Here is a 16,134-nt window from a genome sequence, read left to right as displayed (position 1 = left end):
AGGCGCCGGCCGCATCTGTGGGGAGACTGACATATCATGGCCGACAAGCTCGCCTTGACACCCGTTATCCTGTGCGGCGGTGCCGGCTCCCGGCTCTGGCCGATGTCGCGGGACTCCCGGCCCAAGCAATTCCACAGTTTCATCAACGACAAGTCCCTGCTGGTCAACACATTGGAGCGCGTTGCCTATCGCGGCAAGGGCATGGATTATCTGCCCGCGCGCATCGTTGGCGGAGCGGGATTCGAGGAATTGCTGGTCGAACAGGGCGAAGCCAGCATCACCGAAGTTGAAAAATACATCCTTGAACCGGCGATCCGCGACACGGCGGCGGCGATTGCTGCCGCAATCGTCGATCTTGCCCGTGACGATCCGGGTCGCATCATTCTCATCCTGCCTTCCGATCATGAGATCCCGGATTTCGCCGGTTTTCACCGGGTGCTCCGCACCGCCGCCGAGGCGCTTGCCGCACGCGGCGGCATCATGACCATCGGCATAGCGCCGACCCGGCCGGAAACGCAGTATGGATACATCGAGCGCGGCGACGGCGATGGCCCGATTTATGACGTCCTGCGCTTTCGCGAGAAGCCGGATCTCGGCACTGCACAGCGATTCCTGCGCTCGGGGCGCTTCTTCTGGAATGGGGGCATCTTCATGTTTCGCGCCGGCGAAATGGCGGCTGAATTCGAGCGCCAACAGCCGGATGTGTGGGGTCACGCCGCCGCGGCAGTCGACAACGCAACGCGGCATGACAAGTGCCTGCGGCTCGACCGGACGGCTTTTGAAGCGGCACCCAAGATATCCATTGATTATGCCATCATGGAAAAGGCGGAGAAAATCGGCGTCGTGGAAGCCAGCTTCGAGTGGAGCGACCTGGGCTCCTGGACCCAGTTGCACGAAGCATCGCAGCGCGATGAGCATGGCAATGCCCGCTTTGGCAACGTCCTGACCATCGATGTCAACAACAGCTATCTGCGTTCCGAGGATCGGCTTCTCGCCGTTGCGGGCCTCAACGACCTGGTTGTGGTGTCGCAGCCCGATGCCCTGTTGATCACCCATCGCGAGCGCGCCTACATGGTCAAGAACCTCGCTGAGATGGTGCGCGGCATCGATTGGCCGCCGCTTGCCGTGGCCCATTCGGGACGTCCGGTTCCCGCCGTGGCCAACATCCGCAAATGGCTGTTCGATCACGCCTTGCCGCGCTGGTCGACGAGCGGGATCGACTTCGTCGGCGGAGGTGTGCACGAGGCGCTCACGCACGATGGCACGCCGGCTGACCTCGGCTACAAGCGCCTGCGCGTGCTGGCGCGCCAGATCTACTGTTTCGCCCATGCCTCGATGATCGGCTGGGATGGCCCGTCGGATTCGGTGCTGCATCACTGCTTTGATACGCTGACCGGCACCGGCTGGCATGCCGATGGCGGCTGGATCCACCGCTTCAACCCGGATGGCAGCGTGCTCGATGACCAGCGCGACGCCTATGATCAGTTTTTCGTCCTGTTCGCGCTGGCCTGGCTGTGGCGCGCCAAGAAGTGGCCAGCGGCGCGGGAATGGGCCGATCGCACCCTTGAATTCGTCGATCAGCACCTCTCCGACCCTGTCGATGGCGGCTTTTTCGAGACGACCCGGCGCGTTGACTACCGCCGCGCCAACCCGCATATGCATGCGCTCGAGGCCATGCTGGCCTGGTACGATGCCACTGGCGAGAGGCAATTTCTCGATCGGGCCACCAAGCTTGTGGACCTGTTCCGGCGGCACTTCTTCAACGACGCGACCTGGAGCGTCACCGAATATTTCGGCCACGGCTGGAGCGAGAAGACCGGCGCCGATGCCCGCATCGAACCGGGGCATCACTATGAGTGGATCTGGCTGCTTTTGCGCTATGGGGAGGTCGCCGGCGATCGTCAGGTGCGCGACTATTGCCGCAAGCTCTATGCCACCAGCCACGCCTTCGGCCACTTGCGCGGCACGGATGCGGTCTGCGATCACATGGCCCCTGACGGCTCGCAGATGTCGGAAACTTCGCGTCTCTGGCCGCAAACGGAGGCTTTGAAGGCCGGCTTGCGGGTTCGCGCCGCTGGTCTGCCCGGCGATGAGACCCTGTTCATCCGCATGTTGGACGTCATCTTCAACCGCTATCTCACGGCGCCGGTCAAGGGTGGCTGGTATGATCAGCTTGACGCGCGCGGGCGGGTGATCTCCACCACCATGCCCACCAGCTCATTCTATCACGTCTTCTGTGCTCTGGTTGAGTATCTCGATTATGAGAAGGCTTTGCCGCCGGTGAAGTAAGCCGCGCGCGACGGCTTTCCAAGGCACTCAAGGGCAAAGTGGAAAGGATCTGCAATGGCCGCAAAATTCGGCACCAGCGGGCTTCGCGGCCTGGTCGAGGAACTTGCCGACGGGACCGCCGCGGTGCATGTCGCCGCCTTTGTCGATCATCTCAAGAGTAGCGGTCAGGTTGCAACGGGGGAGCGGATTTACATCGGCCAGGATCTGCGCGCCTCCAGTGCCGAGATCGCTGCGCAATGCATGGCCGCCGCTGAAGATGAGGGAATGCAGCCGGTTGATTGCGGCGCTTTGCCAACCCCCGCGCTTGCGGCCTTTGCCATGGCCCGGCGGGCGGCGGCGATCATGGTGACCGGCTCGCATATTCCCGCTGACCGCAACGGCATCAAGCTTTACCGGCCGGACGGCGAGATCGACAAGGCTGACGAGGCGGCCGTCGCGCAAGGCGTAGAAAAGCGCGACCGGGACCGTATGCGGGCCGCCCCGCGTCATAAGCCGCCGCACGAGGAAGATGCCGCGCTCGATGCGTTCGCGGCGCGCTTTGTCGGTTTCATCCCGGACGGTGCGCTGCGCGGCCGCCGCATCGGTATCTATCAGCATTCCACCGTCGGACGCGATCTGTTCGCCCGCATCCTCGCCCCGTCCGGGGCGGAGATCATCCCGCTCGGGCGCTCGGACATTTTCGTCCCCGTCGATACCGAGGCAGTCAGTGCAAAAACCCGCGAGCGTATCCACGACTGGACGCAGCACCACGGGCTGGATGCGCTGATTTCCGCCGATGGCGATGCCGACCGGCCGCTGCTGGCCGACGAAACGGGCACGTGCATCCGCGGCGATGCGCTCGGGCTGATCGGTGCGCGCCTTGTCGAAGCCGACTGCATCGTGACCCCGGTCACCTCCAACTCGGGCATCGAGGCAAAGACGGCTGCGCGCGTCATGCGCACCCGTGTCGGCTCCCCGCATGTCATTGCCGGCATCGAGACCGCGCGCGCCGAGGGCGCCGCCCGCATTGTCGGCTTCGAGGCCAATGGCGGGGTTCTTCTCGGCACGGCGGTGAACACCGGCGCAACACGGATGGACGCCTTGCCCACACGCGATTGTGTGTTCCCGGTGCTCGCTGCCCTCAGTGCCGCAAGACTGGCGGGCGGCACGCTATCGGCCCTCGTCGAGGAACTGGCATTGCCCGTCGCTTTCTCGGGGCGCATCGAACATTTTGCCACGGAAAAAGGTCAGAGATTGGTCGCCGAATTGACAAGTGACGCGGCGGCGCGCGCCGAATTTCTGGCGCCTTTCGGACGGGAAGAGGCGCGCGATAGCACCGACGGCCTGCGCCTGACACTTGCCGGCAATCGCATTCTCCACCTCCGCCCCTCGGGCAATGCACCGGAATTGCGCATTTACACGGAGGCGGAAAGCCAGAGCGCTGCCGAAAGCCTGTTTCACGAGGCTGAAGAGCGGGTACGCGCCTGGGTGCAATGATCAACAGGATCGCTATTTTTCTGGGACGCTGATGCCGCCAGCGTGGCAGCCACGTTGCGGGGGAGGGCTCCACCGTTCGGTTCGCACTAACCGCACCTGACGTCTATCGCACGGTACCAGCCGACTCGACCTGTGAATCGAAAAAACCCCGCTTTCGCGGGGCTTTGACTGGTGTTTCCGGACTGTCTCGGACAAGCCGATACAACAGTCTGAAACGAATGAATGGTGCCCAGAAGAGGACTCGAACCTCCACACCCTTGCGAGTACCAGCACCTGAAGCTGGCGCGTCTACCAATTCCGCCATCTGGGCAAGTCGGTGCGATTTAGGCGTTGCGCCGTCGCATGTCAATGCGGGAATCGGGCTTGCGAAGGAAATTCCGCGCTTGTCACCGAAGAGCGGCGTCAGGGTGCCTTGCAGCCCGCCGCCGTGCCGATTGACTCGACGCAGCCCTCGCGCCGGTGCTCAGCCCGGCGCCTGGGCGAGGCAGCGGCCGCTGACGCAGAAATCCGATGCGACGCGGCCTATTCGCCGATCTTCAAGGCTGCGATGAAGGCTTCCTGCGGGATTTCGACCTTGCCGAACTGCCGCATCCGCTTCTTGCCGGCCTTCTGCTTGTCAAGCAGCTTGCGTTTGCGCGAGGCGTCACCACCATAGCATTTCGCCGTCACATCCTTGCGCATCGCCGAGATCGTCTCGCGCGCCACCACCCGGCCGCCGATCGCCGCCTGGATCGGGATCTTGAACATGTGCCGCGGGATCAGATCCTTCAGCTTCTCGCACATGGCCCGGCCACGCTTTTCCGCCGCCCCGCGATGCACCAGCATCGACAAAGCGTCGACCGGCTCCTCATTGACCAGGATCGACATTTTGACGAGGTCCCCCTCGCGATTGCCGATGATCTGGTAGTCGAAGCTGGCATAGCCCTTGGAAATCGACTTCAGCCGGTCGTAGAAATCGAACACCACCTCGTTGAGCGGCAGTTCATAGGTGACCATTGCGCGGCTGCCCACATAGGACAGATCGATCTGCAGGCCGCGCCGCTCCTGGCACAATTTCAGGATGGCGCCGAGATAGTCGTCCGGCGTCATGATCGTCGCCTTGATCCAGGGCTCTTCGATCGATGCAATCTTGACGACGTCCGGCATATCCGCCGGGTTGTGCAGATCCAGCGTCTCGCCGTTCGTCATGTTCATGTGGTAGACGACCGAGGGCGCCGTGGCGATCAGGTCGAGATTGAACTCGCGCTCCAGCCGTTCCTGCACGATCTCGAGATGCAGCAGCCCAAGAAAGCCGCAGCGGAAGCCGAATCCGAGCGCTGCCGAAGTCTCCATCTCATAAGAAAATGATGCATCGTTGAGCCGCAATTTGCCGACAGCGGCGCGCAGATCCTCGAAGTCGCCGGCATCGACCGGGAACAGGCCGCAAAAGACCACCGGTTGCGCCGGCTTGAAACCGGGCAGGGCCGCCGCGGTCGGCTTCTTGTCCTCGGTGATCGTGTCGCCGACGCGGGTGTCAGCCACTTCCTTGATCGATGCGGTGATGAAACCGATCTCACCCGGCCCGAGATCCTCGACCATCACCATCTTCGGCGTCACGACGCCGACCCGGTCGACCGGATATCTGGCGTCGGTGCCCATCATGCGGATCGATTGCCCCTTTTTCAGCCGGCCGTCGATCACCCGCACCAGAACGATGACGCCAAGATAGGCATCGTACCAGCTGTCGACCAGCAGGGCCTTCAGCGGCGCCGTCGCATCTCCGGCCGAAGGCGCTGGCAAACGGTTGACGATCGCTTCGAGCACCTCTGCGACGCCAAGCCCGGTCTTCGCCGAGATTGGCACCGCGTCGCTGGCATCAAGCCCGATCACTTCCTCGATCTGTTCCTTGACCCGCTCCTCATCGGCTGCCGGCAGGTCAACCTTGTTCAGCACCGTGACAATCTCGTGGTTGTTGTCGATCGCCTGGTAGACATTGGCCAGGGTCTGCGCTTCCACCCCTTGCGAGGCGTCGACCACCAGGAGCGACCCCTCGCAGGCCGACAGGGAACGTGACACCTCATAGGCAAAATCCACATGCCCCGGAGTGTCGATCAGGTTGAGAACATAATGCTCGCCGTTGCGCGCGTCATATTCCAGGCGCACCGCCTGCGCCTTGATGGTGATGCCGCGCTCGCGCTCGATATCCATGAAATCGAGCACCTGCTCCTTCATCTCGCGCTCCTCCAGCGAGCCGGTCATCTGTATCAGCCGGTCGGCGAGGGTCGACTTGCCATGGTCGATATGGGCGACGATGGAAAAGTTGCGGATGTTGGAAAGCGGGGTGTCGGTCATGCCGGCGGATTTAGAGCACTTCGGGCGCGAAGGGAAGCCGCTTTCGTGCGCGCCTCAAGCCGGAGAAGCCGCGCCGGGCAGCTGACCCTGTTCGTTTCGCCGCTTCTTCAAAGTCGTCGTCAGCACAAGGAAATAGAGTGAGTAGAGCGCCACATGCCTGTCGACCAGAAAAATATAGTGCAGCATTCCGAAGCATACGGTCAGGCCGGCCAGCAGCCCGAGGTTTTCGCGCACATCTGCCGCACCGCGCCGCCACAGGCGAGCAAAGGCAAAGACAAAGAACCCGGTGCTCAGAAGGATACCGGCCAGGCCGCGCTGCAGACCTTCATCCAGGATCATGTTGTGCGTGAAACTGAACGGCTCCAGAACTGCGCGGTAGGCTGGCGGGCTGGCATCAAGGAGCGCTTCGCCAAGGCGATGACTGCCGACTCCGAGAACTGGATGATCGGCAAGTACTTCGGCCGCGGCGCGCCACTGTATCATCCGCAACGGCATGCCGCCGACCCAGCGGCCATCGACCCTCAGCCCGCTGATTTCCGATGCGTCCGATGGCGAGGAGGTCTGCGGTCCGGCCAGCGGTACAGCGCTATCCGACAAGACGCGCAGTTCATTCATCGTGGCCTCAAAGCGGGCGGTGGCAAACGGCGCCAACAGCCAGGCTGCCGCCAGAGCGGCCACGACCAGTCCGGCAAAAGGCAATCCCATCCGTCGCCGCCAGGCGGTGCCGCGAACGAGCCGCCAGAAATCGAACAGCGCCGCGATGGCAAAAACCGGCAGCACCGCACGCGTGCCCGTAACCACGACCGGCAGCAAAGCGAGATAGAAGGCGAGACAGGGAAGGCCGATCATTTGCGACCAGGTTCGCCGCAATGCCGCCGGCAGGCGGGCCAGAACGCCTCCGGCCCTCGCCACTCCGGGACGGACTGTCAAGCGAGACAGAATGGCGATGAAGGTGATGGAGAAGGCGGCATTTGCCGGGTTGGAGCCGAAGCCGTAGCGCTGGAGTTGTGCAAAGGCGGCGGCAAGCCCCCAGAAGAACAGCAGGATCAGACCGATGCGGGCGCCGAGCACGAGCCGCTCAAGCGGATCATCGACCAGCACCAAGCCCACAGCCAGGGGCGCCATTGCCAGATAATACAGCGGATAGGTCGCAAACCGCGGATCGGCAAGCAGGCTGCCATTGGCTAAGCCGATCAGCACCGAGCCGGCGGCAAACAGGGCTGCCGCAAGGAGATAGCCACGATCAAGTCGATTCAGACGCCACGGCCTGCCGATGATCAGATAAACGCCGACCCCGGCGAAGACGCCGAACAGATACGGTGCGATGGCAAGGTCAAGAACCATGGCCGCCATGGCAAGGCTCAACAGCACGGGATCAAGGCGTCGCCGCCACAAAAGGTGCCGAAACATCCGGCCGCGGCGAACTCGCCCGCTCACCCTGTAGGACCTGCAGGCGTGCGCAGTTGCCGCGCCTTCAGCCAGATCAGCCGGCTGCCGCGCTTTAGGAACCTCTGTGTTTCCACCATCGCGCGGAAGGGAAAGACGGTCAGGTAGCGCGATGCCGGCAGCTTCGCTTCCGCTGTTTGATGCTGGATCTGGGTCTCCATCCCGGTGCACTGGTCGACCGGAATCGGCACGATGAATGCCCCGCGCAGCCCATGCCGGAATTCGAGATCGAAAGCGATGTCCCATGCAAGTCGGATCGGCATTTCGCGCGCCAGCAGGGTTTGCGCGCAGCGCCGGTTGACGAGATAGGCCCCCGCACCTTTCTCGCGTGTCAGAGCGATTGCCATCTGGTAACGACCCACGAGAGGGCGGTAGGGCGCCCGTATCCCGGAATTGACCGTCGACAAACGCAACAGATCCCATTCATCCGCAGCGCCAAGCGCCGCTGTCAGAAGCTGCGGCAGATCCTCCGGCAGCCGGGCATCGTCCTCAAGGATGAGGGCATGCGCCGCTTCGCTCGCCAGAAACGCGCGCAGGCAGGCCACGTGACTGAGATAACAGGCGATCTCGCCTGCATGAAACCGCCGGCCATGCAACCGGCGATAGGCCGCCGCATCATAGCCCTCGACGGTTGGCCCGATACTGTTCTTGTCGACAGCACTCACCCGCTGGTAGGGCAGGCCGAGTGACTGCAACTGGGCATCCATGAAGGCCAGCCGTGCCGGTGCCCGGTCGAGATTGATCAGATAGCAATTCAAACCCTCGATCGAAGGCATCAGCATACCTCGCCCTGCCAGCCCTGTGGCCAGCCGCCCGCCTTCTTGCAAACGCCTTGTGTTTTGGCAAGGACGATAACGGTTTGTCCGGCAGGAGCCAGGCTAGTCAACCTTCCGCTCGCGCCATTCGATGGACTTGTAGTCGAAACCGAATTCAATCGTCGGCTTGACGATACGAAAATAGGGCGACAGATCGAAGTCACGCGGCGTGAACAGCGAGTGATGACGAATGTGCATGATCTCCCGCCGCGAATAGTCCGATTGCGCCGCCGCATGGCCGGGCAGGCGAACGATATCCGGCAGGATCGGATAGCCAACGGCTTGAAAGGCCTGTGCGATCAAGGAGGAGCAGATGGCCCGGGTCGGGTCGCCGGAGCCGAAAGCGAGCATTCGCCGCCGCCATGCCACGGGCACCGGGGGCGTGCCGAGCGAGTAGCGCAGCAGATCGAAGATGTTCTTCATGTCGTATTTCAGGCCAATCTTCGACACCATGAAGGCGACCACCCGGTCGCGGTCTTCCGGGGTCAGCCCGACCGGCCGACAGATGCGCGTGTTGTAGGTCGCGTATTTGCTCAACGGCACGGCGACGCAGCCCTCGCCCAGATTGACCTCGATCAGGGATGGCCAATCGTCTCGCGGCTGATCGACGGGAGTTTCCGGGGCCGTCCCCCCGGATTGTGCGCCGGTTTCTGCGCCCGTCTCCCTGCCCGGACCTTCGGGCGAAGTACGCAGTGCGCCGCCAACATAGATGGCTGCATGCGAAAAGGTTGATTGAGTGAGATACTTGATCGACTGCGAGATGCGCCGGTTGCCCTCGACCAGCAGGATATCGCCCTCGCGCAAGGTGCGCGCCAGGGTTTCCGGATCGGAGGGCGTGTACGGCTCATACCCCGATGTCGGTGTATCAAGCCATCTGGCAATTAGCCGTCCGATGCGATCAAGAAGACTGTCGGTCGTTCTGGTCATTCTTTCGCTCATGCCCTGTCTTGCCGCGCTCGGCTCGATTGTTCAAGTTCAATGCCCTTCACGGCCCGCGCAAACGTCTGCCAGAGAGGCTTGACCGACAGGCCGTGATCGCTATTGATTAGAACAGTTCTAAACAAGAGGGCGCCATGTGGTCACGTTTCTTCGGTCTCGGCAGACGGTCTTTTGCCTCTCTCAGCGAACAGGAAGTCCTGGCCCTGGCCATCGCCTCGGAGGAGGATGATGCGCGCATTTACCTCGCCTATGCGGACACGCTGCGCGCGCAGTTTCCGCAATCAGCGCGCATTTTCGAAGACATGGCGGCTGAAGAGAATGTGCACCGGGAGCGCCTGATCAACCGGCACCGCGAAAAATTCGGGGAGCGAATTCCGTTGATTCGCCGCGAACATGTGCGCGGCTACTATGAACGCCGGCCCGACTGGCTGGTTCGCAATCTGGCGCTTGAGGAAATCCGCGCCCAGGCTGAACGCATGGAGGAGCAGGCGCACCGCTTCTACCTCGCCGCCGCGCAACGGACCGAGGATGCCGAGACGCGCAAACTGCTGGGCGATCTGGCGCTGCAGGAGAAAGCTCACGAATCGCTGGCGCGGCGGCTTGGCGACCGGCACACGCCGGAAGAAGTGCGCGCCGAGGAGGGGGCCACCGAGCGGCGCCAGTTCATCCTCACCTATGTGCAGCCTGGCCTTGCTGGTCTGATGGACGGATCCGTGTCCACCCTGGCGCCGATCTTTGCCACGGCCTTCGCCACCGGCAGCACGCACACCACATTTCTCGTTGGCCTCTCCGCTTCGGTCGGCGCCGGCATCTCGATGGGGTTCACCGAAGCCGCTCATGATGACGGGGTGATTTCGGGGCGCGGCTCGCCGGTCAAGCGCGGTCTGGCGTCCGGCATCATGACGGCGATCGGCGGCCTCGGTCACGCCCTGCCTTACCTGATCCCGCATTTCGGCACGGCCACGACCGTGGCCATCATCATCGTCTTCATCGAACTCTGGGCCATCGCCTGGATCCAGAACCGCTGGATGGAGACGCCTTGGAGCCGTGCCATTTTCCAGGTCGTTTTGGGGGGCGCTCTGGTCTTTGCGGCCGGCATGCTGATCGGCAGCGTGTGATCGCAACCGCCTGCTGCGATGCAAGCAGCGCTTTCCGTGCCGATTGCCGCTTGCCAGCCAGAATGGCGCACGGCTAGTGTGCCGGCGTTCGCATCATCGGTCGACGAAGCAGTGAGGTTTGCCATGTGGCAGGGTGTTTTTCCCGCCGTCACCACCAAGTTCAATGAGGACGGATCGCTGGATGCCGCCGAGATGGAGCGCTGCTTCGCGCTGCAGATCGAGGCAGGCGTCGACGGCCTGATTGTCTGCGGTTCGCTTGGCGAGGCGATGACGCTGGAGCCTGAAGAGAAGCTTGAAATCCTCGCGATTGCCCGCTCTGTTTCCGCCGGCAGACCGGTGCTCATGACCATTTGCGACAGTGCCACGGCGCGCGCCGCCCTGTCCGCTAGCAAGGCGACCGCCGCCGGCGCTGATGGCCTGATGGTGCTGCCTGGTGTGCCCTACAAATCTCTGCCCGACGAGACCCTGGCCCATTTCAAGGCGGTTCTCGACGCGTCCGGCCTGCCGGCGATGATCTACAACAACCCGGTGGCCTATGGCGTCGACGTCACGCCCGACATGTTCGAGACCCTGGCGGACGACGACCGCGTCGTCGCCATGAAGGAATCGACCGACGATGTGCGCCGCGTCTCGGAGGTGGTCAGCCGCTTCGGCGACCGTTTCGATATTTTCACCGGTGTCGACAATCTGGCGTTGGAAAGCCTGATGATGGGCGCAACCGGATGGGTCGCCGGCCTTGTCGTAGCCTTCCCGCATGAGACGGTGGCCATAACCCGCCTGGTCCGCGCCGGCCGCTTCGAGGAAGCGCGCGCCATCTATCGCTGGTTCCGGCCGCTCCTCGATCTGGATGTATCGCTGCGCCTTGTCCAGAACATCAAACTTGTCGAAGCACTTGTCACCGGCTCGAATGACCGGGTCCGCCTGCCGCGGCTGCCCTTGTCCGGCGCCGCCCGCAGCGCTGCCGAAGCCGTGATCCGGCAGGCGATGGACAATCGCCCCGATCTCTCGGCTCTGAAATTTTGATGCGCCACCGGCTTGTCTGATGCCAATTCCGGCTGATTGTCCTCAACCGCTCGGCGGGCTGAATTGATGATGTGGCCGCGGACCGGCTTGCTGGTCCCGTCCCGCCTGATGGCTCCGATGACCTTCGGTCTCGGTGTCACCATGACCATCGGCTACGGCACGCTCTACTACCCCTTCGCCATCCTCGGACCGGAGATCGCCCGCCATTTCGGCTGGGCCGACAGTTTTGTCTTCGGCGTGTTTTCCATAGCCTTGTTGTCCAGTGCGCTCGCAGCGCCACTGGCCGGGCGCCTGCTCGACCGCGTCGGTGCCCGCCCGGTGTTGATGCTCGGCTCGGCCCTCGTGGCAGCCTGCCTGGTCTGGCTGTCGCAGATATCCGGCCGTGCATCGTTCATCGCAGCGATTCTCCTCGCCGAGTGCCTCAGCGTCATGGTGCTTTACGATGCCTGTTTCGCGGCTTTGACGGCCATGCACGGGCTCAAGGCGCGCCGACACATCACCCATGTGACGCTGATCGCCGGCTTTGCCTCGACGATCTTCTGGCCCCTCATCCACGCTATGCTGACGGTGATGGACTGGCGCGGCGTCTTTCTGGTTCTCGCCGCGATCAATGCATGCATCGCCCTGCCGATCCACTGGCTGCTGCCCCGCTCCGGCCGGCAGATGGTCGCCGGCCTCCGCGCTCCGCCGCCGTCACCGAAGCTGCAAGTTGCCCAACCAGCCAATCCGCCGCAGCCCGGTCTGTTGCCGCCAAATCGCCGCTTGCTGCCTTATGTGTTGATGGCGCTGTCCTTCGCCTGCGGCGGATTTCTGATGTCGGCGGTTCACACCTCGTTCTTTCTCCTGCTTGGTGCCATCGGACGCGACGCGGCCCTTGCCGCCCTTGCCGGTGCCATCATCGGGCCGATGCAGGTTGGCGCTCGTCTCCTCGAACTTCTCTCCGGCGGCCGTGTCGCCGCCTCGCTTGTCGGACTGATTTCGAACGGCGCCATGGCGCTCGGCATCGGCCTGCTGGTCTTGGCCTGGGGCAATTTTGCAACGCTGCCGGTGATTGTATTCGCTGCAGCTTTCGGGATCGGGCAGGGGTTGACCTTCGTGGCGCGCGCCATACTGCCGGCGCGGCTGTTCGGCACGCACGGCTATGGGAGGGTCACCGGCAATCTTGCCGCCGTGCGCCTGGCCTTCACCGCTGCCGGCCCCTTTTTCACAACCATCTGTCTCGAAACATTCGGCGTCGGCGCAGCATTTACGCTGCTTGGCACGGTCGCTGCCGCCGGCCTCGTAACGGCCCTCGCACTGGTGAGTGTCGAACTGCGGCTTCGCCCCGAGGCGAAAAACATCTCAGCGGAAGAGGATCAATAGTCTGACAGGCCGTATCAGCGCACCGAACCGACGGTCAGTTCACTGCCGTCCTCGATCGTCACCCAGCGCCCGGCATTGGCCGAGGATTGCCGCTTGAGATAGCGATAGGGCGTTTCCGTCCACGAACTCACCTGATCATTGAGGTTGTCGAGGATATAGTCCCCTTCGGTGCTGCGCAGCGTCAGCACTGCGTGCCCCTCGCCGTCAGGCTTGCGCACCACAGTGATCAAGAGATCGGACGGCGAGAAACCCCGCTCGATCAGCATATGCCGCTTGAGCAGCACATAGTCTTCGCAATCACCGGCGATTTCGGGGTAGGTCCAGACTTCCTCGCGCCCGAACAGTTCAAGATCGGTCCTGGGCATCACCGACAGGTTCACCTGCTCGTTGACTTCCCGGACAATCTCCCAGCCGTAATCGGTCACCCGCGGTGCCGCGGCGGCCATGCCGAGTGGCTGACATTCCTCATTGTAGACCTTGCAGAACTCGTAATGGCCGATCGGTTGCGAGGTGATCTGGCCGATAACCATCGACTTCGCCCGGACGGTCATTGCCTCGCCGGGCGTTGCTTGCGCCTTCTTTCCAGGAAGCCCAAACAGGAGCCCGGCAGCCAGCCCGGCTCCTATGACGACGATTTTCGACAGCTGCCTCATGCCAGACTGTTCCCCCTGCAAACCCCCGATACTTAACGAAAGGTTAAGTTTTTCAGAGGCGGCCTGTCAATTCTGCAGGGGATCTCTCTTGCTTCTATGGTTACCGCCGGCGGGCGGGTGCGCTCAATTGGTCACACTGTTGCGCCATCCGCTGTTGCACCGGCGGCCTTCAATTGCTCGATGGCGCCGAGGATCGCGGCGATATCCGAGGGTCGCGACAGCCGGTGATCGCCATCGCGAATCAAGGTCAGTTCGACGCGGCTCGATGGCAGGTGCTCGACGAGCTTCAGCGCGTGCCGCCACGGCACATCGGGATCATCCATGCCCTGCAGGATGCGCACCGGCGCCTTGATATCGAGGATGCCGTCAAGCACGCGGTTCTTGCGGCCATCCTCGAACAAGGCCCGCGTGTAGATGTTCGGGTCCGGTCCGTAGGGCGTCGGCTCCTCGAACCGGCCATGCTCCGCCAGTGCGTCTTTTTGCTGGTCCGTCAGCTCCGGTTCCATCAGTTCCATCGTGAAATCCGGCGCCGGGGCGATCAGCAGCAAACCGGCGATCCGCTCCGCCTCGCCTCTGCGGGTCAGCTCTTGAACCATGCGCAGTGCGATCCAAGAGCCCATCGACGAGCCGACGAGTATCTGCGGCCCCGCGCTGAAACGCTCGAAAACCACAAGTGCCTCCTCGAGCCATCGCGAGATGGTCCCGTCCGTGAAAGCGCCGCCGGAGGCGCCGTGACCGGAATAGTCAAAGCGCAGGCAGGCACCGCCGCAGGCGGCCTGATGATCGCAGATCGCCTCGGCTTTCGATCCGGTCATGTCCGACCGATAGCCGCCCAGCCAGACAGTGCCGGCTTGTGCCGGATCCTCGCCACGGCGTCGCAGGACAGCGATTTCACGCGCCCTAGCGCCGTCCCCGACAGTCACGGTTTCCTCTTGCAATTGTTCCATGCTTTGTTTCTCCGATACTGGCCGGTTGGTCTTTCGCCCTCGCCATTCCGCGGGTCGCTGATGACAATCCGGCGTCCACCACCATTGGCAGGTGATTTTCTCCTGCAACCATGCTATTGACACCGGCGTTACATAGCGACATTGGCAATGGTGCGGAACAGCTTGAGGCGTTCCCATTGCCGATTCCGCTGTTCAAACCGATCCGATCAACATTCAGGAGACGAAGCCCATTCGCAGACCGTTCAGAGCGCCGCCGCCGACAAATGACGGCCCCCGCGCCAACCGTGATATCCGTGCACCCAATGTTCAGCTCATCGACGAAGAGGGCAACAACCAGGGTCTTATTCCCACAGCCGATGCGCTTGCGCGCGCCGAGGAGGCCGGTCTCGACCTTGTCGAGATGAATTCCAACGGCGACGTTCCGGTCTGCAAGATCGTCGATCTGGGGAAGCTGAAATACCAATCTCAGAAGAAGGCCTCCGAGGCCCGCAAGAAGCAGAAGACGGTCGAGATCAAGGAGATCAAGATGCGTCCGAACATCGACACCCATGATTATGAGGTGAAGATGAAGGCAGTGCGCCGCTTTTTCGATGACGGCGACAAGGTCAAGGTCACCCTGCGTTTCCGCGGCCGCGAGATGGCTCACCAGCAACTCGGCTACGAGCTTCTCCAGAAGGTCAAGGGCGATACCGAGGAGATAGCCAAGGTCGAGGCCGAGCCCAAGCTTGAAGGGCGCCAGATGATGATGGTGCTGGCGCCGCGCTGAGCGACCTGCCGCGATCCGGCAAGACATCTGACGGAAAAGGACCGCTGCGTGCGGTCCTTTTCATTTTCCGGGGAGAAACCCTTCGGAAAACGCCGGTCAGGGCAGGGAATGCGGGCTTGCATGTTGACCCCGATCCCCCTATAAGGCCGCGTCCGAACCGTCCGGCAGGGCATGCCGAGGCGGTTTGAAACGCTCGACGGTCCACTTCAGCCGTCCCAACCAAACACGATTGGCGTTCCAACGCGGCCTGAAGGGCTGGCGGCGCCTGCAAGGAGTAGCGAAATGCCCAAGATGAAGACGAAATCCTCGTGCAAGAAGCGGTTCAAGATCACCGCTTCCGGCAAGGTGAAATCCGCCCAGGCCGGCAAACGCCACGGCATGATCAAGCGGTCCAACAAGTTCATTCGCGACGCCCGCGGCACCATGGTTCTCGCCGAACCCGATGCCCGCATCGTCAAGAAGTTCATGCCGAACAGCCTTTGAGCTGACGGACCTGCTACCAAGGAGATCATGATATGGCACGCGTCAAACGGGGCGTCACCGCCCACGCCAAGCACAAGAAAGTTCTCAAGAAGGCCAAGGGTTTCTACGGTCGTCGCAAGAACACCATCCGCACCGCCAAGGCTGCCGTCGACAAGTCGATGCAGTATGCCTATCGCGACCGCAAGGCGCGCAAGCGCAACTTCCGCGCCCTGTGGATCCAGCGCATTAACGCTGCAGTCCGCGAACACGGCCTGACCTATGGTCGCTTCATCGACGGGCTTGGCAAGGCCGGTATCGAGGTCGATCGCAAGGTTCTCTCGGATATGGCGATCCACGAGCCGGAAGCATTCGGTGCTCTCGTCTCGGCGGCGAAGAAGTCGCTCGAATATCTTAAAGACGGAATGCCAAACGAGTTTGAAGGCGCTGTTCGCTAGACCGGCGCTTCCCCCGAAGGCATTCAATCTGACCAATCGGGATCCCGCGCCG

General features: G+C 62.7%; 14 protein-coding genes and 1 tRNA gene. 8 read left to right on the top strand and 7 right to left on the bottom strand.

Features of this window, described 5'->3' with window-relative positions; translation table 11 throughout:
* Positions 1 to 36 precede the first annotated feature (36 nt).
* Both KY465_RS10435 and KY465_RS10430 read left to right on the top strand, forming a co-directional pair.
* Positions 37 to 2,289, top strand: coding sequence for an AGE family epimerase/isomerase (locus KY465_RS10435; protein ID WP_219201580.1), 2,253 nt, complete (start codon positions 37 to 39; stop codon positions 2,287 to 2,289).
* Positions 2,290 to 2,343: 54 nt separating this feature from the next.
* Positions 2,344 to 3,765, top strand: a complete 1,422-nt coding sequence (locus tag KY465_RS10430) for a phosphohexomutase domain-containing protein (protein WP_219201579.1) — start codon at positions 2,344 to 2,346, stop codon at positions 3,763 to 3,765.
* Positions 3,766 to 3,988: 223 nt separating this feature from the next.
* Here KY465_RS10430 and KY465_RS10425 read toward each other — a convergent pair.
* The 5 genes from KY465_RS10425 to KY465_RS10405 all read right to left on the bottom strand — a co-directional run bounded on the left by KY465_RS10425 (position 3,989) and on the right by KY465_RS10405 (position 9,284).
* A tRNA-Leu gene (locus tag KY465_RS10425) sits at positions 3,989 to 4,075 on the bottom strand.
* A 212-nt stretch (positions 4,076 to 4,287) separates the two neighbouring features.
* The gene (gene lepA / locus KY465_RS10420; RefSeq protein WP_219201578.1) at positions 4,288 to 6,096 is read right to left on the bottom strand and encodes a translation elongation factor 4; all 1,809 of its coding nucleotides are present in this window, start codon (positions 6,094 to 6,096) and stop codon (positions 4,288 to 4,290) included.
* Between the two features lie 54 nt (positions 6,097 to 6,150).
* Complete coding sequence (locus tag KY465_RS10415) at positions 6,151 to 7,449, bottom strand: O-antigen ligase family protein (protein WP_219201577.1); 1,299 nt, start codon at positions 7,447 to 7,449, stop codon at positions 6,151 to 6,153.
* 80 nt (positions 7,450 to 7,529) lie between these two features.
* Positions 7,530 to 8,318 carry a glycosyltransferase family 25 protein gene (locus KY465_RS10410; protein WP_255561557.1) on the bottom strand — a complete coding sequence of 263 codons (789 nt, stop codon included), beginning with the start codon at positions 8,316 to 8,318 and terminating at the stop codon, positions 7,530 to 7,532.
* 102 nt (positions 8,319 to 8,420) lie between these two features.
* A complete protein-coding gene (locus KY465_RS10405; RefSeq protein ID WP_219201575.1) occupies positions 8,421 to 9,284 on the bottom strand; it encodes a C40 family peptidase in 864 nt (287 codons plus the stop codon).
* A gap of 146 nt (positions 9,285 to 9,430) precedes the next feature.
* Here KY465_RS10405 and mbfA point away from each other — a divergent pair, with 146 nt between their 5' ends.
* The 3 genes from mbfA (at position 9,431) to KY465_RS10390 (ending at position 12,799) form a co-directional block, all read left to right on the top strand.
* Positions 9,431 to 10,414 carry an iron exporter MbfA gene (mbfA, locus tag KY465_RS10400; RefSeq protein ID WP_219201574.1) on the top strand — a complete coding sequence of 328 codons (984 nt, stop codon included), beginning with the start codon at positions 9,431 to 9,433 and terminating at the stop codon, positions 10,412 to 10,414.
* Positions 10,415 to 10,537: 123 nt separating this feature from the next.
* Entirely contained in the window at positions 10,538 to 11,437 is a 900-nt protein-coding gene (locus KY465_RS10395; RefSeq protein WP_219201573.1) for a dihydrodipicolinate synthase family protein, read from the top strand.
* Between the two features lie 66 nt (positions 11,438 to 11,503).
* Positions 11,504 to 12,799 carry an MFS transporter gene (locus tag KY465_RS10390; RefSeq protein ID WP_219201572.1) on the top strand — a complete coding sequence of 432 codons (1,296 nt, stop codon included), beginning with the start codon at positions 11,504 to 11,506 and terminating at the stop codon, positions 12,797 to 12,799.
* 14 nt (positions 12,800 to 12,813) lie between these two features.
* Here the strand turns inward: KY465_RS10390 and KY465_RS10385 are convergent, their stop codons facing one another.
* A complete protein-coding gene (locus KY465_RS10385; RefSeq protein WP_219201571.1) occupies positions 12,814 to 13,452 on the bottom strand; it encodes a transglutaminase-like cysteine peptidase in 639 nt (212 codons plus the stop codon).
* Between the two features lie 131 nt (positions 13,453 to 13,583).
* Positions 13,584 to 14,399 (bottom strand): alpha/beta hydrolase, encoded by an 816-nt coding sequence (locus tag KY465_RS10380; protein WP_219201570.1) that lies wholly within the window; start codon positions 14,397 to 14,399, stop codon positions 13,584 to 13,586.
* 229 nt (positions 14,400 to 14,628) lie between these two features.
* Between KY465_RS10380 and infC the strand changes: the two genes are divergently transcribed.
* The 3 genes from infC (at position 14,629) to rplT (ending at position 16,082) form a co-directional block, all read left to right on the top strand.
* On the top strand, positions 14,629 to 15,165 hold the full coding sequence (infC, locus tag KY465_RS10375) for a translation initiation factor IF-3 (protein ID WP_219201775.1): 537 nt from the start codon (positions 14,629 to 14,631) through the stop codon (positions 15,163 to 15,165).
* Between the two features lie 282 nt (positions 15,166 to 15,447).
* Positions 15,448 to 15,648, top strand: a complete 201-nt coding sequence (rpmI, locus tag KY465_RS10370) for a 50S ribosomal protein L35 (RefSeq protein WP_219201569.1) — start codon at positions 15,448 to 15,450, stop codon at positions 15,646 to 15,648.
* A 32-nt stretch (positions 15,649 to 15,680) separates the two neighbouring features.
* Complete coding sequence (gene rplT, locus KY465_RS10365; protein ID WP_219201568.1) at positions 15,681 to 16,082, top strand: 50S ribosomal protein L20; 402 nt, start codon at positions 15,681 to 15,683, stop codon at positions 16,080 to 16,082.
* Positions 16,083 to 16,134: the final 52 nt, after the last annotated feature.

Source organism: Neohoeflea coraliihabitans, from assembly GCF_019334345.1.
GTDB lineage: Bacteria > Pseudomonadota > Alphaproteobacteria > Rhizobiales > Rhizobiaceae > Pseudohoeflea > Pseudohoeflea coraliihabitans.
This window is presented reverse-complemented; position numbering and strand designations above follow the sequence as displayed.